Raw genomic sequence first — 23,333 nt, forward strand, 5'->3', positions numbered from 1 at the left:
AAGTGTTAGTAAAAACGCTTAAAGGATATCCCTTTAGGCATAAAGCAAAAAATTTATGAGTTTTTTAAACAAAGTTCTAAAAGGGTTTTTGGGAGACAAGAAAGCGCAGGACCTAAAAGAAGTAAAAAAAGTTGTAACAAAAATCAAAGCTGTTGAACCGGGAATTCAGCAATTGTCTGACGATGGTTTAAGAGAGAAAACTGCTGAGTTTAAAGAAAATATTAAATCTGCAACCAGCAAAATCACAGCTCAAATAGAACAAATCCAAGAGCAGATAAAAAATTCGAAAAACGTGGATGAAAAAGAGGCTCTTTTCTCAAAAATTGAGACTCTAAAGAAAGAATCATACGAAATCGAAGAAAAAGTTCTTCTACAAATTCTTCCTGAAGTTTTTGCATTAGTAAAAGAAACAGCAAGAAGATGGGCTCAGAACGGATCTATTCAGGTAAAAGCTTCTGACTGGGACAGACAGCTGGCTGCTGCCGGAAAAGATTTCGTAGAGGTTCAGGGAGACACTGCTATTTGGAAAAACTCATGGGATGCTGCCGGAACACCCGTAAACTGGGACATGGTGCATTATGATGTTCAGTTTATCGGAGGTATTATTCTTCATAGCGGTAAAATTGCCGAGATGGCAACCGGAGAAGGTAAAACTTTGGTAGGAACATTGCCAATCTTTTTAAATGCACTTCCGGGAAGAGGAGTTCACGTTGTAACAGTTAATGACTACCTTGCGAAGAGAGACTCGGCGTGGATGGGACCATTGTACCAATTCCACGGAATGAGCATCGATTGTATTGATAATCATCAGCCTAACTCAGACGGAAGAAGAAAAGCATATAATTCAGATATTACTTACGGAACCAATAACGAATTCGGTTTCGATTATTTGAGAGATAACATGGTAACTTCACCTTCAGAGCTGGTACAAAGAGAACTAAACTTTGCTATCGTCGATGAGGTTGACTCTGTTTTGGTAGATGACGCAAGAACACCGTTGATTATTTCCGGTCCGGTTCCACAAGGAGACAGACAGGAATTTGATGTTCTAAAACCTTCTATCGACAGAATCGTTGAAGTTCAGAAAAAAACGGTTTCTGCAATTTTTAATGAAGCTAAAAAATTAATCGCGGCAGGAAACACTAAAGAAGGAGGATTCAAATTGCTTCAGGCCTACAGAGGTCTTCCTAAAAACAGACAATTAATTAAATTTTTATCGGAAAGCGGAAACCGTGCATTGCTTCAAAAAGTTGAAGCTCAATACATGCAGGACAATAACCGTGATATGCCGATCGTAGATAAAGATCTTTACTTCGTTATTGAAGAAAAAAATAATCAGGTTGATTTGACTGACAAAGGTGTTGAGTACATGTCTCAAGGAAACTCTGATCCCAACTTCTTCGTTCTTCCGGATATCGGAACTGAAATCGCTGAAGTGGAAGCTAAAAATTTATCTAAAGAAGAAGAATTCGAAGCTAAAGAAAGACTTTTCTCTGATTTTGCTGAAAAATCTGAAAGAGTTCACACCATGAGCCAATTGCTTAAAGCATACACATTATTCGAAAAAGATGATGAATATGTGGTCATTGACGGTGAAGTAAAAATCGTTGACGAGCAAACTGGTCGTATTATGGAAGGAAGACGTTATTCTGACGGTCTTCACCAGGCAATCGAAGCTAAAGAAAATGTAAAAATTGAAGCTGCAACTCAGACGTTTGCGACAGTTACTTTACAGAACTATTTCCGTATGTACAACAAGCTTGCGGGTATGACAGGTACTGCAGAAACGGAAGCGGGTGAGCTTTGGGAAATCTATAAATTAGATGTTGTGGTAATTCCTACCAACCGTCCGATTTTAAGACATGACAGACAGGATTTAGTTTTCAAAACTAATAGAGAAAAATATAACGCTGTAATTGAAGAAATTGAAAAATTAACCGCAGCAAAAAGACCTGTTCTAGTAGGTACAACATCTGTTGAAATTTCTCAGTTACTTTCAAAAGCATTACAATTAAGAAAAATTCCTCATCAGGTTCTTAACGCGAAACTTCACAAAAAAGAAGCAGAAATCGTTGCGGGAGCAGGACAGCCTGGAGTTGTGACCATTGCAACCAACATGGCAGGTCGTGGTACCGATATCAAGCTTTCTAAAGAAGTAAAAGAAGCGGGAGGTTTGGCAATTATCGGAACAGAAAGACACGATTCTAGACGTGTTGACAGACAGTTGAGAGGTAGAGCGGGACGTCAGGGAGATCCGGGAAGTTCTCAGTTCTACGTATCTTTAGAAGATAACCTGATGCGTCTCTTCGGTTCTGAAAGAATTGCGAAAATGATGGACAGAATGGGTCATAAAGAAGGTGAAGTTATTCAGCATTCTATGATCTCTAAATCTATCGAAAGAGCTCAGAAAAAAGTAGAAGAAAACAACTTCGGAACAAGAAAAAGACTTCTTGAATATGACGACGTTATGAATAAGCAGCGTGACGTAATCTATAAGAGAAGAAAGAATGCCCTTTTCGGAGATCACTTGAAATATGACATCACAAATATGATTTTTGATGTTGCTAATTCTATCGTTGCCAAAGGAAAAGCTACAGGAAATTATAAAGATTTCGAATACGAGATCATCAAAACTTTCACAATGGAATCTCCTGTTTCTGAGAATGATTTCAAGAATAAAAATGTTCAGGATCTAACGAATATTTTATTCAAGGCGGCTCAGGAAGATTATCAGATGAAACTGAACTTATTGAAAGAGAAGTCATTCCCAATTATTGAGAATGTATATCAAAATCAAGGTTCGATGTTCAAAATGATTCAGGTTCCTTTCACGGACGGTCACAAAACAATGACAATTGTTGCAGATCTTAAAGAAGCTTATGATACACAATGTGAAAGTTTAGTTAATGATTTTGAAAAGAACATCACTTTATCCATCATCGACGAAAATTGGAAACTTCACCTTCGTGAAATGGATGACTTAAGAAGATCTTCTCAGGGAGCCGTTTACGAACAAAAAGATCCGTTGGTAATTTATAAGCAGGAATCTTTCCACTTATTCAGCGAAATGATTGACAAATTGAATAAAGAAATTATTTCATTCTTGTACAAAGGAGAAATTCCTGCATAAGAAAAATAATTAATTCATAATACAAAACCCGCATCAACTCAGATTGTTGCGGGTTTTTCTTATTTATTGTATAATAATTATATGATAAATATCAATCCTATTTCTAATTTAGAATAATTAAAAACAATATCTTTGCAGAAATTTGAGCTTCATGAAAAATGTACTGATCTGCGCTTCATTGTTAGGTTCTATGCTAACGTTTGCACAGGAAAAAAAGGATTCAACAAACACCAAAAATATTGATGAAGTAATTATCAACACTTATATTAAGAAAGATTCTGATTTTTCAAATAAGATGTCTATCAAGGCAATTGAAGATCCACAAGTTTTTTCTTCAATTAATAAAACTATTTTAGAGAATCAGGCTATTTTCACAGTTGACGATGCTTACAGAAACGTTACCGGTTTACAGCAAATGTGGAGTCCTACAAGCAGAGCCGGAGATGGAGGATCGTTTGTTGTTTTAAGAGGTTTTCCTTCTAATAATTCAATGAGAAATGGTTTAATTTCCCCTGTTACAACTACGATTGATGCAGTAAACATTGAAAGACTTGAAGTATTAAAAGGGCCATCAGGAACATTATACGGAAGTAACGTTGCTTCATACGGAGGTTTAATCAACAGAATTACAAAAAGACCTTACGAAAACTTTGAAGGACAAGTAAGTCTAATGGGTGGAAGTTACAACACATATAGAGCTCAGGCTGATATTAATGCTCCGCTGACAAAGGATAAAAAACTTCTTTTCAGAATTAATACAGCATATACCAACCAAGGAACTTTCCAAAAGAAAGATGCAAAGAATTCATATTTCGCATTTACTCCGTCATTAACATATAACTTAAACGACAGACTACAATTTAATGTTGAATATGAAATGTTCAATACAAGAGCTGTTGGAGATCAATTCTTCTTTTATTTAACGCCAGGAGCATTAAATGGAATTGATAACATGAAAGATCTTGAGAAAGCAGGATTAAACTACAAGGAATCTTATATTGGAGATGATTTATATACAACTGCAAGAGTAAATAATATCTTTGGTCAGATAAATTATAAGATTAGCGATAATATTAAGTCTTCAACTAATATTAATACTTCCAGCAGTTATTCTGACGGATTCGGACCATATTTTTCAGCATCAGTTGACGCAAATAATAATGTTTCTGTAAACAGATTCGATCAGGCGACGAAAGACAGTAGAAAAAAATATCTACAGCTTCAACAAAACTTCAACTTCGACTATAGTTTTGGAAACGGAATGAGAAACAGAACAGTTGTTGGTTTTGATTATCTAAAGACTAAGGATAGATCTCGTTTCTTTTATCTTACAAATGGAGCAACATTTACAGTTCCTGCAAATGGAGGGAACTACTCGGATTTTAATGGAACAACTTTAGGTGCACTTTACAATGATCCAGCAAATATTGGAGAATATAACGTAGATGGAGATACAAATACTTACAGTGGATATATTTCAAACGTTTTCACACCAATTTCAGGGCTTAATATTGTTTTAGGATTACGTTACGAAAACAACGATTTCTTAGGTGGTAAAGTTTGGATAAATGACACTCCGGCGTATAACCAGTCTGCATTAACTCCAAAAGCTGGTATAGTTTATCAGATTATTAAAGATAAATTCTCAGTTTTCGGAAACTACCAGAATAGCTTTAAAAGTAATGGTTATTATACAACGGATTTAGCAGGAGCAATCGCCCTTTCAGATCCGGAAAGAGCCAATCAGTTTGAAGGAGGCTTCAAAGCAAACCTTATCAATGGAAAAATCAATGCTACAGTAAGCTATTATGATATTAAAGTAAAAAATATGTTACTTGGTACAGGACAATATACTGCTGCTGGTAATGCCGTACAAACGCAAACAGGGGAAATTCAAAGCAAAGGAGTGGAACTTGAAGTGAATGCTTATTTAGTAAAAGGGTTCTCTTTGATCGGAGGTTTATCTTACAATGATACAACAGACCTAAGCACTGGTTTAAGACCAAGTACAGCAGGATCTCCATGGTTAGGAAACTTTAACGCAAGTTATCAGTTTGTTGATGGAACTTTGAAAGGTCTTGGTTTTGGAGTTGGAGGAAACTTTGCTAATGCTAATAAGATTTACAATCAAGAAAATACAGCAACGGCAAAAGTTGAAACATTTATCCTACCCAAATATTTTGTACTAAATGCTAATGCATTCTATGATGCTAAGAAATTTAGAATTGGAGTAAAAGTTGACAATTTTACAAATCAACATTACTGGATCGGATATACAACTGGAAATCCACAAAAGCTTATCAATGCTCTTGGAACAGTTACTTATAAGTTTTAATCATAAAAAAATAACTACTATTCCTGAAAGATCAGGAATAGTTTTCTTTTAAATGAAAAAGAAGCATCATCATAAAAAGAAACCTTCTTTTACAAAAAAATGGTCTGCCAAACTGCATTTGTGGTTTGGTTTGTCCGTTGGGCTTATTGTATTTATTGTTTCTTTGACGGGGACGATGTATGTTTTTAAGGATGAAATTCAGAATCAACTTAGAAAAGATGCTATTTATGTAAAAACGGAAACGGTAAACGAAAAACCACTTTCTATTGAGGTTTTAAAGGAAAAAGTTTCGTTGGAAATCAATGAAAAATTTCCAATCAGTTCGGTTGAAATTCCTTTAGATAAAAACAAATCTTACGAGTTTTTATATTATGAAAAAGATAAAAAAGCTTGGAATTATTTTGATGAAGTTAAAATCAATAAGTTGGTTTACGTCAATCAATATACAGGCGAAATTCTTGGAGTTTATAATGAAAAGTATGACCTCTTCCCTATTTTAAAAGCTATCCACTGGAGCTTATTATTAAAAGCAGACTGGGGAAAATATGTAGTAGGAATTCCAGTGGTTTTATTTATCATTATGCTGATTACAGGAATTATTCTTTGGTGGCCTAAAAATAAAAAGGCAAGAAAAGGAAGATTCTCATTCGACTGGAAAAATATAAAGACTTTGAAACGTAAAAACTACGATCTTCACAATATTTTAGGATTCTATGTTTCATTTATAGCTTTAATATTGAGTTTATCTGGAATTTACTTTGCATATCCATGGGTGAAGAATGTCTTTAATTTCACCCTTTCCGGCAAGCTGGAACTTCCAAAAGAAAAGGAAATTAAATCTCCTGATTCATTAATGTCGAAGAATAAAGCGATTTTTGATCTTACAGTACAGGAAACAAGAAAATTATACTCTGCTTCATCAAGTTTCAGAATTCCACTAAACGGAAAAAATAAAAAAGGAAAAGAATTAAAAAACATTCCGGTTTCTGTTTATGGCGAAGATGGGAGATTTGCTATCAGAAATCAATTGGTTTTCGATAAATATTCGGGAAAATTATTATCAAATAAGCCTCATCAGGAGCTTAATACCGCAGAAAAATATGCCAATGCCAATTACGATATTCACACAGGTTCTTATTTCGGGATCATCGGAAAAATCATTTGGTTTATAGCAGGATTAATCTGCACTTCATTGCCCGTAACGGGATTTTTAATATGGCTAGGAAAAAAGAAGAAAAAAGGAATTAAAACACGATAATGAAGAAATTAATACTATCCGTAGCAACTCTGGCTACAACCACAATATTTGCTCAGCAAAAAGACTCTTTACAGGTAAAGGACATGGATGAAGTTATAATGACTGCATCCAGAAAAAGAGAAAACATCAAAGAAATACCAAGCTCTGTTACGATTGTTAATCAAAAACTAATTCAGTCTCAGTTAACAGTCAATTCAGACATTACAAGTATTCTACAGTATACTGTTCCGAGTTTGGCGACAAGTTCGGGACAGACTTCCAACACCGGGCAAACTTTGAGAGGTCGTCAGGTTTTAGTTTTAATTGATGGAATTCCACAGTCTACTCCACTTCGTAACGGTGCACGAGATTTAAGATCCATCGATCCATCGGTTATTGAAAGAATTGAAGTAATCAAAGGTGCTTCATCGATCTATGGAAACGGTGCAGACGGAGGAATCATTAATTATATTACAAGAAAAAGCAGTTCTGATAAAAAAATTTCGGGGATTACTCAATTTGGCGTTACAGGACAACCTTATGGCGGAACGCTGGGTTTCAGAGCAAGTCAGTTGCTTTCAGGGAAAATTACTCCGAAATTCGATTACGTTGCTTCACTAGCTTACGAAAGAACAGGCTATATGAAAGATGCAGATGGTGTGAATTTAAGTCCGACTTACAGCCCAGCAAAAATGGACAACTACAACGGAATGCTGAAATTGGGCTATAATTTTAATGATAATCAAAGAATTGAAGCGTCTTATATCGGTTATGCCTCAAAATCTGATTTAGATTTAGGTTTAAAAACTGGAAAATACGGAGTTACACCAACTATCGGGGAAGGCTCGGGGAAAAACCTAGAGACAACTCCGCAAGGAACACCTAGAAACCACAATTTTAAAGTAAGCTACGACAATAAAAACCTTTGGAAAGGAACTGCATTGAATGTAAATCTTTATTTCCAAGACTTCAGAACTGTTTACGGATACAGCGATACATTCCTGAATGGTGGTCAGTCCAATGTTATTTCAAAGAAAAAAGGAGCAAGGGTAAATTTCGATACGCAATTGTGGAATGCTCAAAATTCTCAGGCGGAAGTTATTTATGGTGTTGATATTTTGAATGACCAAACTGTTCAAAAGCTGGAAGACGGTCGTTACTGGACTCCGGACATGGACATGACGAATATTGCGCCTTTTATGTTGGTTAAAATTGATTTATTAAAGAAATTAACCATCAAAGGAGGTCTTCGTTATGAAAATATGAAAGTAAAAGTTGGAGATTTCAACACGCTTTCTACTCTTAAATCAGATGGAACTTTCACCAAAAGCATCTTTGTAACAGGCGGAAATTTAGAATATAATGCTTTAGTCGCAAACATAGGTCTTCGTTACAACATCAATCCTATGATTAATCTTTTCGGAAGTTTTTCACAGGCATACTCCATCAACGAATTGGGGAGAATCTTGAGAACCTCAACTTCTGATACGATCACCAATCTTGAAACAAAACCAATCATCGTAAATAACTACGAATTGGGAGCAACAGGAAACATCACAAAATGGTTGAATTACGAAGTAACTTCTTATGTAAGTACTTCAAAATTGGGGGCAACTTTCATCCAAAGCCCGGACAGAGCTTTAACGATCCAAAGAGCGCCGGAAGTTGTGTATGGAGTTGAAGGTTTCTTGCATTTCACTCCAGTAAAATGGATCAATTTCGGAGGAAGCTACAGTTGGATGGAAGGAATTACCTCTCCAAAAGACGACGGCGATTATTCAACGAAAATCAATAACAGCAGAATTTCTGCACCGAAAGTTTTGGCTTACATTCAGGTAAGACCTACACAGAAATTATCTGTTGGTTTGGATATGCTTCATGCATTTGAGCAAAACAGATTCCAACCAAATGCGAAAACGGGATTGTATGTTTATGGTGAAGGCAGAGTTCCTGAATATACGGTTTTCAACTTCAAATCAAGCTATGATGTCAACAAAAATTGGAGACTTTCTTTAGGTGTAGAAAATGTTTTCAATAAATTGTATCAGCCCGCAATCGCTTGGTGGGGCGCAAGAGACAGCGATTTCACCAATTCTTTGGGAATGAGAGGAACTTTTATGGTTGAATATAAATTTTAATTTTTTTATTTGAAGCTATTTCCCGCTTTCCATTATATCTTTTTCGCCAACGCTTTTTTCAAGCCATTTCAGAAAAAGGATGTCATTGCAATCGGGGCTAAACCTCGGTCATTAATTTAAATATTTGAGAAATATTCACAAAGTTTGTCATCCTGAAAGGATCCGGACTCGAATTGTTCAATAATGTTTCTAATACTACATTTAGATGCTTACAGCATGACAAACTGAACGGAAATACTTTGAAGAAAAAATAAAAAATAATCAAAAAAATAAAAGGCGTTTCATTTAACAAGATTTACAATTTGTAATTCGAAATTAAGTGAGACGCCTTTGTTTATCTTAAAAACCAAACGCAAAATTCAAAATAAAACTTTGTTTTCCTTTGCGATCAAAGAAAAATTTCAATTAAAACATTCAATACAATTTATAAACATTCTAAATAAAAATTAAAAATCTTATCTTTGCCGGACTTAAAGAAGATATGAAGAAGAAACATCACCATAAGAGAAAACCAAGCGCATTTAAAAAATGGACCGGAAAACTGCATCTGTGGTTCGGTTTGGGCATCGGATTTTTAATCTTCATTATCTCTATTACAGGAGCTTTATATGTTTTCAAGGATGAAATTGAGAATGCAACCAGAAAGGATGTCATTTATCACAACGAACAAAATATAGAGCAGAAACAAGTTCTTCCGATCCGTACTTTGGAGAAGGCCGTAGTAGAACAGGTTAAAGAAAAATATCCTGTTCATTGGGTGAATATTCCTATCGACAAAAAGATGTCTTATCTTTTTTATTGGTACGAACACGACCCGAAAGGCTGGAATTATTTCGATGAATTCCCCATCTATAAAGTTGCTTACGTTAATCCATACAACGGAAAAGTCTTAAGAACATATGATGAAAAAAACGGTTTCTTCCAAATTGTAAAGATGATCCATTGGAGTTTTCTTTTAAAACAAGACTGGGGAACTTATGTGGTCGGAATTCCGGTTATCATTTTTGTGATCATGCTGATTTCAGGGATTATACTTTGGTGGCCTAAAAATAAAGCAGCCAGAAAACAACGCTTTTCTTTCAAATGGGAAAATGTAAAAAGCTGGAAAAGAAAAAATTATGACCTTCACAACATCTTAGGATTTTATGCATCTATTTTTGCATTAATCTTTTCACTAACAGGATTATTTTACGCATTCTTTGCAGTTCAGGCAGCATTTTACTTCATCTTTTCAGGAGGAAATACTCAATATCCTGACTTTTCAATGATTAAAACTAAAGCGCCGATTGAATTGAGAACGGAAGGAACTTTAGATAAAATCAGTAATACGGTAAAAGCAAAATATCCAAACTCTTATGGTTTCTCGATAGATCTTGGACATGAACATATGGACGATCACGAACATCCGAATTTTGAAGTTTACGTAAAACACTTATCATATTCTTACCATAAAAGCAGCAGTTTGATTTTCGATGAAAACTCTGGCGAATTGCTTCATACTCACGATATGAAAGACAAAAATTTCGGTGAAAAAACAGTTGGAGCGAATTATGATATTCACGTAGGATCGATTTTAGGACTTCCAACAAAGATCATCGCATTCATTGTAAGTTTGATATGTGCCTCATTACCAGTGACTGGCTTCATGATTTGGTGGGGAAGAAGAAAAAAGAAAGCTCCAAAAACAACATAATAATTTTTTTAAATAAATATTGGGTTAATCGTCTCAGAATACAATCTTTTTTATAATTTTAACCTTTTAGAATTTTAGAATAGAAATGTCATTAATCGATTTATCAAAAAACGTTGCCCTTGGTATTGATATAGGCGGAACGAATACAAAATTTGGAGTTGTAAACCACCGAGGTGAAGTTCTTGAAAAAGGACATCTGCGTACAGATGCCTACGAAACCATAGAAGAGTATATTGATGCCTTGTATGAAAACATCAATCCTATGATTGAAAGGTATAGTGGCGAGGAAAGGACGTTCGACGGAATAGGAATTGGCGCTCCTAATGGCAATTATTATACAGGAACAATCGAGCAAGCTCCAAACTTACCTTGGAAAGGTGTAATTCCTTTTGGTAAATTAATGACTGAAAAATTTGGTCTTCCTGCAACAGTAACCAACGATGCAAATGCTGCAGCTTTTGGTGAAATGCTTTTCGGAGCGGCAAGAGGAATGAAAGATTTCATCATGATTACTCTAGGAACAGGTGTAGGAAGCGGAATCGTGTCCAGCGGAAAATTGATTTACGGTCATGACGGATTTGCAGGAGAATTGGGTCACACGATCGTAAAACCGGGTGGAAGAAAACACTGGAGCACAGGTTCTGAAGGTAGTTTAGAAGCTTATGCATCTGCAACAGGAATCGCAATCACAGCAAAGAAAATGAGAGCAGAGTTCCCGGAATCGATGTTGAGCCAGTTTCCTGAGGAAGAAATTAATTCTAAGACTGTTTATGAGTGCGCTGTAAAAGGTGATCCTATTGCGATTGAAGTTTTTAGATATACAGGGCAAAAATTAGGTGAAGCATTGGCGAATTTCGTGATGTTTTCTTCTCCTGAAGCCATTCTTTTATTTGGCGGAGTTATCAAAGCTGGTGATTTTATTTTAAAACCTGCAAAACTTCACATGGAAAGAAATCTTCTTCCGATTTTCAGAAATAAAGTGAAATTGGTTTTCAGTGAACTGGACGAAGCGGATGCTGCTATTTTGGGAGCAAGTGCTTTGGTTTGGGAAAAGTAACTGAAAGCTATTCAATGATATGAAGCATCCTTTTTAAGGGTGCTTTTCTTTTTCCCACAGATTTCACGGATTTTCACAAATAATTGTGTTTTATTATTCGTGTCTATTTGTGGAATTTGTTTTTAAAATCTAATTTAAACGCAAAGATTTTATTATTGAACCGCTGATTTTAGAATAGCAATGACAAATAAATTCGCTTCACTGAGCTTGAAAAATATAGCTTCATCAAATCAACTTGTTGTTATTCTTTGCTCCTTAAAATATTTAATTATTTAAAATAAATCTTCGTTAAATTTTTTCTCTCGCAGATTTCGCTGATGACGCAGATGTTTATGCTTTATAATTTGTATTACTTGGTGAAATCATTTGTGTGATATGTGTTTAAACAAAATTTGTCTTATCTATCATCACAATTTGGCTTTAGAAGATATGATTAAGTATAAATTGGAAAAGTTTTTCATATTTTTGATTAGTTTTTTCCTTTAAATAATTTTTAAAAGAGAAAAGATTTAAATACAATAATCAACTTAGAATGGATAACAATAATTTAGAACAAATCACTTTCGGAGGTGGCTGTTTTTGGTGTGTAGAAAGCTGTTTTAATATGCTGAAAGGTGTGAAATCTGCTATTTCAGGATATTCTGGAGGTCACAAAGATAATCCGACGTATGAAGAAGTTTGCACCGGAGAAACTGGTCATGCAGAAGTGGTACAAATCACTTATGATCCTGCCATCATTTCTTATGAACAATTGATGGATGTTTTCTTTTTCCTTCACGATCCTACACAATTAAACAGACAGGGAAATGATATCGGAACACAATACCGTTCGGTAATTTATTATAAAGATGATGTTGAAAAAACAAAAGCTGAAGAAGCGATCAAAGTATCTCAAGAATCCGGAAGATGGTCGGGAACTTATGTAACAGAACTAACGAAATTTGATAAATTCTGGCCTGCAGAACAATATCACCAAGGATATTACAATGAAAATCCGACACAGCCATATTGCAGCGCTGTTGTAGGTCCGAAAATTCAAAAATTTAAAAAGCATTTCGGAGAATTGGGAATGTTGAATGCAGAATAAATATTGGAATTCAAACCTTCGGGGTTTAGAATAGCTTTATTAAAAACAAAGCGAAGAGAGAAATCCCTTCGCTTTGTTGTTTGCAAAAATAATTGTTTTATATGAAGAAACTTGTTTTTAGTATCCAGGGTTTTGGGTAAAATCTTTTGATGCATCAATAGCAGATTGAGGAATCGGGAAGATTCTTCTGTAAGGTTGAGTAGCCGGTTTTGCTGTTCCTGCCAAATCAAACTTTCCAAATCTTATCAATGCCTTTCTTCTGTACATTTCCCAATACAATTCAAACCCAGATTCTCTGATTAAGGCATTTGCGTCCAGAGAAGTAAGTGCAACTCCTGCGGAATTACCATGTAAAGCATCATTTGTTCTGCTCGTTCTCAGTTTATTTACATCAGCCAAAGCAGCTGCTACATTACCACTTCTGAAGTAAGCTTCTGCTCTCATGGTATAGATAGTTCCCAATCTGTATAGAGGCACATCCATTCCGCTGGTTCCGTTATTTCCGTAGCCGGGATCAAATTCAAATTTGAAGTTTCTAACTCCTCTGTTGATTTGTGCTTGCGTGAAAACAGCTTCTGAAGGATTATCAAAATTCAATTCAGGAGTGAAGTCAGCCGCAAGAGTTGGCGTTTTTTCAGTGAATAATTTATACACTTTAATTCTTCCATCTGCAGTCATATCAAAATTTCCATTCGAAAGAATTTTTGGGCCATATTGTTGCCCAACCTGCAATCCTCTATTGAAATGAAACCAAGGTTTTCCCGTACCTTCTACTTTACTTGTTGATGGTACACTTACGTCTGTTCCGTCGTTTCTGAACCATGTTCCATCTTCATACTGATATGTCCTTTGGAAGCGGGGATCATCATGATTTCCGTTCCATGAATAATAAAATTCCGGAGTAACACAAGAAGCGTTTGTTCCTCTATTATCGGGAGAAGGCTTCTGAATTCTTTCCATTGACATATATGCCAAATCGTTATCGGCATTTCGGAGCGAGTTTTTTTTCTGTACAATAGTGAAGATTAATTCTTTACTTGTATCATTATTGATATCAAAATTGTGAAAATAATTTGATTCCAGACTGAAATTGGAATTGTTTATCAATAAATTACAATATTGAATTACTTTATCCATATCTGTTCCTCCTCCACCGATGGCCTGTTCTGTAAAATTGAAGGTACTTGCTGTTTTATTTTTCAGTACAGCTCTATTCAGATACATATCTGCTAAAAGTGCATACGCTGCTTGTTTTGTAAATCTTCCGGCATGGGTATTCTGTGTTTTTATATCTGCTAAATTTGGGATAAGACCTTCCAACTCAGAGATCAAAGGATCAATTGAGGTATCTGCTTTTCTTATCTCAATCGGAGCTTTTATATTATCTGGATTCCTGTAGGGTGCCTGTCCGTATAAATCCAGTGTTGTATATGTGTAATAAACTAATAATGCCTTTGCTTCTGCTAAAAATAAAGCCTTATTGCTGATATTACTTTGATTGATACTCCCAATAGCCGTTAAGGATTTTGTAATTCCTGAAGTTAACTGATTGAAAGTTGTTTTTACAACATCATTATTAGAATCCCATGTAAACTCGTGCATGGCTCTCCATTTTCCGCCATCTCCCCAATCGCTTCCTCTGGTTGGTAAGATTGCTTCGTCGGTAGAGTATTCCTGCAAAGCAAAAACACTTCCGTGATCAACAAAAGTTCCGTCACCAAGCTGTCCGTAAGCTGCTGCTAAAGCTGCTTCTGGATCTGCATTTACAGAACTTGGAACCTCATCAAGAAGTTTTTCATCCAAATTTGTACATCCAATTAAAGATATTACTGCGATGGATAAAACAATTTTATTAATATTTAAAAATTTAGATATCATGATTTTTTTAACTTAAATTAAAATTTAACGGTTGCACCCAAAATGAAAGTCTTCGCAGACGGATACGTTGTGTAGTCAATTCCCAAAGATTGGTTTCCACCCACCTGTTTGCTCGTATCTACCAATGGATCGTAACCTGAATAGTTGGTAATGGTGAATAAATTCTGCGCGCTCACGTAAAGGTTGATGCTTCTTAGGAATTTCAATTGATTGATATCAAAAGTATATCCTAGCCTTACATTGTTCAGACGAATAAAATCTGATTTCTCCAGATATAAAGAAGACAATTGCGGCTGATTGGTAAAGCTTGCTCCAGAATCATAAAATCTTTTCAGAACGTTTCTGTCTGAAGCTAAATTGTTGATATTTAAATCTAATGCCGTATTATTAACCAGATATCCTCCTGTTTGTCCGATGAATGAGAATGCAAAATCAAACTTTTTGTACTTCATATAAGAATTGATCCCAAAAGTAAAATTCGGAATGGCTCCTTCAAAAATCTTTCTGTCTTTTTGGTCGATTCTTCCGTCTCCGTTTACATCTTCATAAATATATTTTCCGTTGGCATCAACTCCTAAATAATTCAGCATATAGAAAGAGCCTGCCTCATATCCGTTTCTATAGATGTTTGCCGTAACTCCGGAAAGCCCGGGACCCGAAACTTCTCCCGAATTGATTCCTGAAACCGGAAGGTTTTTTACAACATTATTTACCGTTGCTCCGTTTACATCAAGATTCCAAGTGAAATTTTCATTTCTGATAACCTCTGAACCTAAAGAGAATTCAAAGCCTTTATTCACAATTTGCCCACCAGCATTTAGCCAAATATTATCCGTTGGACTCAATGGTGGCGGCGCGATATTTAAGATTGGGTCTTTTGTTGTTTTATTATAATATTCCAAAGAACCATACAATCTATTTTTCCATAAACTGAAATCTGCACCAATATTCGTTTGCGAAACAACCTCCCACTTCAAATCAGGATTTTGAGTTCTTACCACCTGAACTCCATTAATCAGATTTAAATTATCATATAGATAATAACCTGCAGACTGACTCAATAAATAACTTGCTTTTGTAATTTTATTTAAAACTTCTTGATTACCGGTCTGTCCCCAACTTCCTCTTAATTTCAATTCATTAATAATTGAAGATCCTTTTAGAAACTCTTCATTTGAGATCGTCCACCCGACAGCAACAGATGGAAAATATCCATATTTATTGTTGTCTCCAAAACGTGTAGACCCGTCGGCTCTTATAGAAGCTGTTAAGAAATATTTTTTATCAAAATTGTAATTTAATCTTCCGAAATACGATTGTAATTCGTTTTCCTGTGCTGTTCCGGGTGATGGGACAAACAAATCTCCCGAATAGCCCGGATTAATTTCCGGTGCAATTCCGGCTCCTTGGTTTACAAAATTTCTTACCCCAAAATAGGTAGCTGTAGCTTTAAACTTTTGGTAAGAAAAACCTCCCAATAAGCTAAAATTATGCCTGTTTAAACTTAAATCGTATGTTAAGTAGTGCTCTAAAAGCACATTATAAGAATCTAAATTAGCCTGAACATAGGTTCCCTTTGGGGATCTGTCGGTAATATTAGGAAACATTGTTGTATTTCTCTCAGATACAGTTTTATCTACTCCTAAATTGAATTTATAATTTAGTCCCGGTAAGATTCTCAATGTAGCTTCTGTATTTCCTAATACCCTGAATGTACTTGTTTTATCCTGATAAACACTCAATAAATACAAAGGATTATAGTGAGCATTCATATTGAAATTAGTGTAATTTCCATTTTCATCATACACAGAACGTGTAGGATTTGCCATTAAAGCATGGATAATCACCTGTCCGTCTGACCCTGCATTTCCTCCGTTGGGAATTCCGGTTTCCTTAATGTCGCTTGCAGTAAGATTTACTTTTACTTTTAATCTTTTATTATCGAAGAAAGACTCTTCTGCATTTAAACGAGCTGTCGTTCTTTTAAAGCTACTGTTTAATACTATTCCATCCTGATCCATGTGAGAAAGTGAAGCGAAATAATTTCCCGTTTCCGTAGCTTTCGAAAATGAAACAGAATGATTTGACGAAACTGCATTCCTGTAGATTTCGTCCTGCCAATCTGTATTTCCTCCATGATCGTAAGATTTATCAATTCCTGCCGCTCTATATTCATCAGCCGTCATTAAATCTAATTTTTTAATCACCGAAGAAAAACCTAAATACGTATCATACGTAAACATTGGCTCCCCTTTCTTTCCTCTTTTTGTTGTTACCAAAACAACTCCATTTGAGCCTCTTGCACCATAAATTGCAGCTGCAGAAGCATCCTTCAACACAGTGATGGATTCTATATCACTTGTATTTAAAAAATTTAATGGGTTTTTAGCTCCTGCATTTCCTAAACCGATATTGGGTGCTTGAGCGCTTACAGGATCATTGTTTAATGGAACTCCATCCACAACAAATAATGGCGTACTTCCGTTTCTGATGGATCCAATACCTCTGATAGAAACATTTACGCCCGCTCCCGGTTCACCGCTCGTCTGAACGATTCGTACACCTGCGATTTTTCCCTGCATTAAATTATCAACTGAAATATTCATTCCTTCTTTGAAGTTCTCTGCTTTCAATTGGCTTACCGCTCCCGTTAAATCAGATTTTTTCTGAGATCCATAACCCACCAAAGTTACTTCTTCGATAGAAGTTGCACCTTTTTTAGATTTTAGATTAACCGAAACCGAAGTGCCGGTAATTTTCACTACCTGTATACCATAACCATCATAAGAAATGGATAAAGTTTGCCCGATAGATGCAGAAATAGAGAAATTTCCTGATGCATCCGTCATTGTTGTAGCTCCCGTTTCCACGACAGTGACTTTTGCGCCTTCGATCGTAGAACCATCCTGATCCGTTACAGTTCCGGTAATCGTTTCATTCACCAAAGAGGAAACAGAATAATTTGCCGTAAAACCCTCTGCATAAGCTTGATTCGCCACAAGGAAAATCAATGCGATCGGAATTAGTTTTTTAAACTTAAAAAAATTAATTTTGTGGTACATATCATTAAGTAAAGTAATTGTGAATTTTGCTTGCTTAATAAACAGCCGCTGTTGTTCCCGCAACAGCGGTATTTTTTTCACATTTTCGTTTCATTTTTCGGCATACAAAGTAAGTAGATCTACCACGAAATTACTTTAACATAATATTATCTTAAAGTCAATAAAAGATGAATATCCCATTTTGAGAAATTATTACACAATTCATTATCAGGCATTTATAAACATTGGTTTTTTGAGATTTATACAATCTTAAAAAACACTTAACATAATGTATAAATGCTGTTGAATAAAAGACACCTAATTTCGCCATGACAAAAATTGAAGTAATGAAAAAGGCAGTTTTCTTAGGTTTGTATTTATCTTCATTAAACCTTTTGTGGTCGCAGTCTCAGAATTTAAATGATTTAAAAATCAATGAAATTCAGGTTATTGGGTCACACAATTCTTATAAAAAGGCAATTCTTCCCGAAGTTTATGAGTATCTTTCTAAAAAAGATTCTCTGAATTTTCTTCCGAGAATTCAATATGAACATATTCCGATTCCTCAACAATTGGATCTGGGACTTAGAAATTTGGAAATCGATGTTTATGCAGACAGCAAAGGCGGAAAATATGCACATCCGAAAATTTTAGATCTGGTAAAAACAACGCAGCCTTTCGATCCCGAAGGAAAAATGAAAAAGCCGGGTTATAAAATGATTCATATCACGGATATCGATTATCAGACGCAATATTATACCTTGGAAGATTGCTTAAAAGATCTTAAAAAATGGTCTGATGCACATCCGGACCATGATCCGATCTTTATTACGCTTGAACCAAAGGACGGCAAAGCCAACCAATTCGGAACTGAACCGGAGCATTATACTTCAAAACTTTTCGAAGATCTCGACAATGAGTTAAAAAAATATTTAGGAAAAAATAAAATTATCTCACCGGACGATATCAGAGGAAAATATTCAACTTTAAATGAAGCGGTTTTAAACAAAAACTGGCCAAAAGTAAAAGACGCCAAAGGGAAATTCCTCTTTGTACTTGATAACAACAGTGAAAACAGAGATTTATATATAAAGGGTCATCCTTCTTTAAAGGGAAGAATGATTTTCACCAATTCAACTCCCGGAACTCCTGAATCTGCCGTTTTATTTATGAATGATCCGAGCCCGAAAATTACGGAGCTGGTGAAGCAAGGCTACATCATTCGAACAAGAGCCGATGCAGATACTATGGAAGCACGAAAAGAAGATTATTCAAGATTTGAAAAAGCAAAAGAAAGCGGTGCACAGGTAATTACAACAGATTATTATCAACCGAGTAAATTGTTTAAGTCAAACTATAAAATTAGTTTTGAGAACGATACCTATGAAAGAAAAAATCCGGTGAACGGAAAATAGAACATTTTTACGATTAGATTTATAATGAAAAGGCTGTCAGATTGTTGATGGTCTTTTCTGTTTTTCTGTCTTTTCCTGCCACGAATTCACAAATTTACACTAATATTTATTAATAGATTAATTATTATGTCCATCTGTATAATCAAAACATTCGGCAAGAAATAAACATTCGTGAATTCGTGGCAAATAAAATTACATTCGCTCAATTTCATTCTTCTTCAAATCTATTTCAAAATGATCTGCCGGATCGCCGTTTGAGAGTAAGGAAAGAATTTTAAAAACAGTTTTTAATTTTATAATAAATGGATCGTTCGATTCATTTTCTTGAAACAGTTTTTCTAAAGTTTGATATTGCTGTAATCTTTCCTTTGGAATGTCTTTTTTTGCCAATTCATCAGCAGATTGAAACTTATATAAGTCAAGTAAAAGATCTTCAAATCTCCAAATTTTAAAGGCATTTGAGTTAATTTCTTTTTCCTTTATTTGATTTTTATTTTGAACCAATAATAACAGATCTTCCCCATTCAATTTCTCTGCTTTTTCAATAAAATCTTTCGGCCAATCATCAGGAATCATCCTCAGACGAACCAGTTCTTTTAAATGAAACAACATAAAATCATGATACGATTTCAATTTCAAAATATTTTTATTCCAAAGGGTTTTATTTTTGTCTCTTTTTAAAGCCTCATATTCCTTTTTGTAAAGCGGAAATAATTCATCAAAATCCGGAACATCATTTAAAATTTTCGTTTCTACATCTATTTTTTCTGGTGAATAAATTGTCAGAATTTTATACGCCGGGAGATAAGCTGCTAACGAAGGAACCTGAACATTGACCAATATTTTATCTCCAAACTTTCGAATTCCCGTATCATTGATGTGCATATGGCCTGCAAAATGAACCTGCAAACCAGCTTCTGCAAAGACTTTCGCGACTTCTTCATCGGGAACCCTTTCCAACTGCCATCTTTTTTCGCCTAATAAATTCTTGATTTCATGTGTTGCTCCGTCATTAAAATCAATCATTGGGTAATGGGTAAAAGCAATCACTGTTTTTCCATTCAATTTCGCTTCTTGGGTAATTTTTTTTACCCAGTCGATAAGGTGTTTTTTATTCGTCAGAACATTGTTGTAGCCAATACTTGCGCCTTTATAATTTGAAGGGTTATTGGGATTTTCATTTAAATTTTTCGGAATATAAGTATTTCCGTCAATGGCTATCATCCAAACGCCTTTTACTGGTTCAACGACATAACTTAAGTCTGGAACAGAAAAACCTTTTGAAACTTCATACATTCTGTGCGAATAATCGGCTTTTTGTAAGGCTTTTTCATATGAATAATTTTTAACAGACTGAAAATTGAAAGGCGTACTCCAAAATAAATTCTCTTTTTTAGGATAAAAACCAAAGTCTTTTAATTCATCCAAAATTTCAAGATATCCCGATTCTGCAATGTCTTTTGTAATGATTTTATTACTGACTTTTCCAATATTTTCTTTACTGTAAACTCCCAATGGATTTCCGTCTTGTCCGAGAAAATCGTCTTTTCCAGCATCTTGTCGGAACGGACCAACCGGATCGTGATTTCCTGTCGTGATGTAAAAATCGATTCCGTATTTTTTGTGATATTTTTCTAAAATTTTGTGCAATCCGCGGATATTATACGTTTGTCCATCATCCGAAAAATCACCGGGCATCGCAACAATTTTAATTCCTTTTTGTGCAATATCATCCAAAGCTTTCAGGAAGGCAAAATAGTTTTCATTAAAAATTCTTGTGGAATGCAATTGAGAATCCATTGTTCTGAGAATCGTTGGTTTTCCCGTTTTGGGATTGATAATTCCTTTAAAATCGTTATCGGAAAAACTTCCATACAGATCCTGAAAGTGCACATCCGAAAGAAAAGCAATCTGCACCTGTTTTTGCTGAGCCGAAAACAACGAAAACGCAAATAGTAAAAATGAGAATATTCCTTGATTCATCTTAAAAAAGAACGAAATTAAAGGAATATTCTGTGGAGTATTTTAATTGAATTTTAAATTATTGTGAAGGAAATTATTCTGCAATTTGTATTGAATCTATTTCTTTTCCTGCATATGTTAGAATCATATGCTCACTTGCTAATTTTAATTCTTTTCCATTTTCAGGATTTCTTCCATCCATTGTAAAAAAGTCTACATCATTATTATATTTTGAACACCAGACTTTTCCCAATGAATTTTGAACAGTCATTGTATCTTTTCTCATGATTTTCTTAAAGTACTTGAAAAGATCATGATTCATTGGAACAACATCTACTAGAGGTCCTAATTTACTACTATCTGTTGCAATAAATCTTTCCACATCCCAATACATATACTTTTTATCTAAATCGGATTTACCCCACAATGTTAATATTGAGGAAGAACCAGATTGATGTGATACGTCTTTAGTATTTGGAAGAACAACACCTCCTGTAACAAGCAGTAAAACAAAAGTAATTTCCAAAATACCAAAACCATTTTGTTTTATGAAATCTGGAATATTGAAACGCTGATCGTTTTTGTTATCGTTCGAGTTAGTATTTGAAATATTAATAACAACACCTGAAGATCCATCATTCGTCGAAGAAAGAGGATTATTATCAACACTAACTTTTACTTCTGTAAAGTTTGCATCTTCATCTCTTTTTATAAAAGTATTGGAAAAATCTAAGAAATTTTTATACCCAATATATTGGCTTAATTTATCCAAAATATCAGGATCTGGATTAACTTCTTTTTTAATTCCCGTTACAAATGAGTCATGATATCTTACGAATGTTCTCTCATCAAGAAAAAGTTTGAAAGTTTCCAAATGTATTTTAAGATACATTGATAAACCACTTTTTGATGTTCTGTCTGATTCCCGCTTAGCTTGTTCAAACACTTCATTAATTAATAGTTTTTTCTTGGACATAGTTAGTTTTTAAAAGCAATTACAAAATACTTGATTTTCTACTGTGTCGCATTACGGGTTTCCGTAACGAATTCCTGTCCATTTTCTTGTCCATCGATGTCCATGTTTTGTCTAACACATGCGTCACTGTTTGTCGCATCTTTGCTACAGAAATCAGTTGACAAACAAACAATTAAAACAAAAGACAATAACAAATTTACAAAACTGATTTCAAAAATCGCCAGATAAAACGGAAGAAAACTCCGGGTTGGGAAGCAGATGTTTCTCTTCCGTTTTTGAAGGTTCCACTTCCCAAAAAATTTAGAAGCGCTTCAATTTTTTTTAACGTGTAACACTGTCTGCGATCGGTTTCGCAGGGAAGAACACGAATGCTTTAACAATAAATTTTTTGAACAATGATCCAATTTATTTTAATGCTATTAGGTTTAGCATTCGGTCACAATAACGCAAATACATCATCATGTAATCACGATAATAACGGACAACCAACCACTCAATTGACAAACCCAGGTGGCGGAACTGATCCGGGAACGGGAACAGATCCAGGCGACGGCAGCGGACCAGTAGGAGGAAACACAGGGCAAATTCCTCCACCATTTACAAATCCATAATAATTACTTCAAAGGGCAGATTGCATAAATCTGTCCTTTTTCTTACTTTGCATCAAACTATTCCCCATGAGAAATTTATTAATATTAATTATTCTATTTACAACATATTCTTGTAAACAAGAAAACAAAATAAGCATTGAACCTCCTACAAATAAGGATTTTGAAAGAGCACAAATATTTAGTAAAAACAATAGCACAGATTCAGCGTTTTATTATTTTAACTTATCAAAAAATGCTTTTTTAGACAAAAATGATTCCATTGGAGCAGCAAGAGCTTTAGTAAATATGGCATTTATCCAAAATGATAAAGGAGACTTTTTTGGTTCAATTGAAACATCATTAGAAAGTAATAAGTTTCTTAAAAATGAAAATAATACAATTGCCAAGAAAATACTGACTTCTAATTATAATAATATTGCTAATGCATCTAATAGTCTTAAAAGTTTTGATAGCGCAATAGTTTATTACAAAAAGGCAATAAAATACGCAGACAATAATGAAGCTAAATATATTTGTTATAATAATATTGGTGATGTATTAATAAGTCAAGGAAATCTAAAATTAGCAAAAGTATACTTAGAAAAAGCAATCCATGCCGATAGTGTTGATAACTATGCTAGAGCATTAAACAATTTTGCAAAAGCGAAATATCTTGACGATAAAAGTTACGACCCCCTACAAGAAATATTTAAAGCACTAGAGATTAGAAACAAAAAAAAGACAATCTTGATTTAAACTCTAGTTTCGAAACTTTGTCAACATATTATTTAGAT

At 34.7% G+C, this 23,333-nt stretch carries 14 protein-coding genes; 10 read left to right on the forward strand and 4 right to left on the reverse strand.

The window, feature by feature from the left end:
* The first annotated feature begins 55 nt into the window (after positions 1 to 55).
* The 7 genes from secA to msrA all read left to right on the forward strand — a co-directional run bounded on the left by secA (position 56) and on the right by msrA (position 12,677).
* Complete coding sequence (secA, locus tag ACKX2A_RS10985) at positions 56 to 3,130, forward strand: preprotein translocase subunit SecA (protein ID WP_415324580.1); 3,075 nt, start codon at positions 56 to 58, stop codon at positions 3,128 to 3,130.
* A gap of 151 nt (positions 3,131 to 3,281) precedes the next feature.
* Positions 3,282 to 5,465, forward strand: a complete 2,184-nt coding sequence (locus ACKX2A_RS10990; protein ID WP_415324582.1) for a TonB-dependent siderophore receptor — start codon at positions 3,282 to 3,284, stop codon at positions 5,463 to 5,465.
* 52 nt (positions 5,466 to 5,517) lie between these two features.
* Complete coding sequence (locus tag ACKX2A_RS10995; RefSeq protein WP_415324584.1) at positions 5,518 to 6,723, forward strand: PepSY-associated TM helix domain-containing protein; 1,206 nt, start codon at positions 5,518 to 5,520, stop codon at positions 6,721 to 6,723.
* Positions 6,723 to 8,840: a TonB-dependent receptor gene (locus ACKX2A_RS11000; protein ID WP_415324585.1), complete on the forward strand. Its 2,118-nt coding sequence runs from the start codon at positions 6,723 to 6,725 to the stop codon at positions 8,838 to 8,840. Before ACKX2A_RS10995 ends, ACKX2A_RS11000 begins: the two co-directional genes overlap by 1 nt.
* A gap of 481 nt (positions 8,841 to 9,321) precedes the next feature.
* Positions 9,322 to 10,533: a PepSY-associated TM helix domain-containing protein gene (locus ACKX2A_RS11005; protein WP_415324587.1), complete on the forward strand. Its 1,212-nt coding sequence runs from the start codon at positions 9,322 to 9,324 to the stop codon at positions 10,531 to 10,533.
* Positions 10,534 to 10,618: 85 nt separating this feature from the next.
* Positions 10,619 to 11,590 (forward strand): ROK family protein, encoded by a 972-nt coding sequence (locus tag ACKX2A_RS11010; protein ID WP_415324588.1) that lies wholly within the window; start codon positions 10,619 to 10,621, stop codon positions 11,588 to 11,590.
* 532 nt (positions 11,591 to 12,122) lie between these two features.
* Complete coding sequence (gene msrA, locus ACKX2A_RS11015) at positions 12,123 to 12,677, forward strand: peptide-methionine (S)-S-oxide reductase MsrA (protein ID WP_415324589.1); 555 nt, start codon at positions 12,123 to 12,125, stop codon at positions 12,675 to 12,677.
* 117 nt (positions 12,678 to 12,794) lie between these two features.
* Here the strand turns inward: msrA and ACKX2A_RS11020 are convergent, their stop codons facing one another.
* Both ACKX2A_RS11020 and ACKX2A_RS11025 read right to left on the reverse strand, forming a co-directional pair.
* On the reverse strand, positions 12,795 to 14,555 hold the full coding sequence (locus tag ACKX2A_RS11020) for a RagB/SusD family nutrient uptake outer membrane protein (protein WP_415324590.1): 1,761 nt from the start codon (positions 14,553 to 14,555) through the stop codon (positions 12,795 to 12,797).
* A gap of 17 nt (positions 14,556 to 14,572) precedes the next feature.
* Positions 14,573 to 17,617: a SusC/RagA family TonB-linked outer membrane protein gene (locus ACKX2A_RS11025; RefSeq protein WP_415329458.1), complete on the reverse strand. Its 3,045-nt coding sequence runs from the start codon at positions 17,615 to 17,617 to the stop codon at positions 14,573 to 14,575.
* A gap of 326 nt (positions 17,618 to 17,943) precedes the next feature.
* Between ACKX2A_RS11025 and ACKX2A_RS11030 the strand changes: the two genes are divergently transcribed.
* Positions 17,944 to 19,011: a phosphatidylinositol-specific phospholipase C1-like protein gene (locus ACKX2A_RS11030; protein ID WP_415324591.1), complete on the forward strand. Its 1,068-nt coding sequence runs from the start codon at positions 17,944 to 17,946 to the stop codon at positions 19,009 to 19,011.
* A 192-nt stretch (positions 19,012 to 19,203) separates the two neighbouring features.
* Here ACKX2A_RS11030 and ACKX2A_RS11035 read toward each other — a convergent pair whose 3' ends face one another.
* Positions 19,204 to 20,994, reverse strand: coding sequence for a metallophosphoesterase (locus ACKX2A_RS11035; protein ID WP_415324593.1), 1,791 nt, complete (start codon positions 20,992 to 20,994; stop codon positions 19,204 to 19,206).
* 73 nt (positions 20,995 to 21,067) lie between these two features.
* Positions 21,068 to 21,865 carry a hypothetical protein gene (locus ACKX2A_RS11040; RefSeq protein ID WP_415324594.1) on the reverse strand — a complete coding sequence of 266 codons (798 nt, stop codon included), beginning with the start codon at positions 21,863 to 21,865 and terminating at the stop codon, positions 21,068 to 21,070.
* Between the two features lie 479 nt (positions 21,866 to 22,344).
* Here ACKX2A_RS11040 and ACKX2A_RS11045 point away from each other — a divergent pair, with 479 nt between their 5' ends.
* Positions 22,345 to 22,560 (forward strand): hypothetical protein, encoded by a 216-nt coding sequence (locus ACKX2A_RS11045; protein WP_415324595.1) that lies wholly within the window; start codon positions 22,345 to 22,347, stop codon positions 22,558 to 22,560.
* A gap of 66 nt (positions 22,561 to 22,626) precedes the next feature.
* A complete protein-coding gene (locus ACKX2A_RS11050) occupies positions 22,627 to 23,295 on the forward strand; it encodes a tetratricopeptide repeat protein (RefSeq protein WP_415324597.1) in 669 nt (222 codons plus the stop codon).
* Positions 23,296 to 23,333: the final 38 nt, after the last annotated feature.

It is taken from the genome of Chryseobacterium sp. MMS23-Vi53 (genome assembly GCF_047651245.1).
Classification (GTDB): Bacteria; Bacteroidota; Bacteroidia; order Flavobacteriales; family Weeksellaceae; genus Chryseobacterium.

What these genes read in the sequence shown, in the direction of transcription:
- ACKX2A_RS11035 (WP_415324593.1), bottom strand. Translation starts at nt 20,994, where the DNA reads ATGAATCAAGGAATATTCTCATTTTTACTATTTGCGTTTTCGTTGTTT.
- ACKX2A_RS11045 (WP_415324595.1), top strand. Translation starts at nt 22,345, where the DNA reads ATGATCCAATTTATTTTAATGCTATTAGGTTTAGCATTCGGTCACAAT.
- ACKX2A_RS11050 (WP_415324597.1), top strand. Translation starts at nt 22,627, where the DNA reads ATGAGAAATTTATTAATATTAATTATTCTATTTACAACATATTCTTGT.
- ACKX2A_RS11000 (WP_415324585.1), top strand. Translation starts at nt 6,723, where the DNA reads ATGAAGAAATTAATACTATCCGTAGCAACTCTGGCTACAACCACAATA.
- ACKX2A_RS10990 (WP_415324582.1), top strand. Translation starts at nt 3,282, where the DNA reads ATGAAAAATGTACTGATCTGCGCTTCATTGTTAGGTTCTATGCTAACG.
- ACKX2A_RS11040 (WP_415324594.1), bottom strand. Translation starts at nt 21,865, where the DNA reads ATGTATCTTAAAATACATTTGGAAACTTTCAAACTTTTTCTTGATGAG.
- ACKX2A_RS11020 (WP_415324590.1), bottom strand. Translation starts at nt 14,555, where the DNA reads ATGATATCTAAATTTTTAAATATTAATAAAATTGTTTTATCCATCGCA.
- ACKX2A_RS11030 (WP_415324591.1), top strand. Translation starts at nt 17,944, where the DNA reads ATGAAAAAGGCAGTTTTCTTAGGTTTGTATTTATCTTCATTAAACCTT.
- ACKX2A_RS11005 (WP_415324587.1), top strand. Translation starts at nt 9,322, where the DNA reads ATGAAGAAGAAACATCACCATAAGAGAAAACCAAGCGCATTTAAAAAA.
- ACKX2A_RS10995 (WP_415324584.1), top strand. Translation starts at nt 5,518, where the DNA reads ATGAAAAAGAAGCATCATCATAAAAAGAAACCTTCTTTTACAAAAAAA.
- secA (WP_415324580.1), top strand. Translation starts at nt 56, where the DNA reads ATGAGTTTTTTAAACAAAGTTCTAAAAGGGTTTTTGGGAGACAAGAAA.
- ACKX2A_RS11025 (WP_415329458.1), bottom strand. Translation starts at nt 17,617, where the DNA reads ATGTACCACAAAATTAATTTTTTTAAGTTTAAAAAACTAATTCCGATC.
- ACKX2A_RS11010 (WP_415324588.1), top strand. Translation starts at nt 10,619, where the DNA reads ATGTCATTAATCGATTTATCAAAAAACGTTGCCCTTGGTATTGATATA.
- msrA (WP_415324589.1), top strand. Translation starts at nt 12,123, where the DNA reads ATGGATAACAATAATTTAGAACAAATCACTTTCGGAGGTGGCTGTTTT.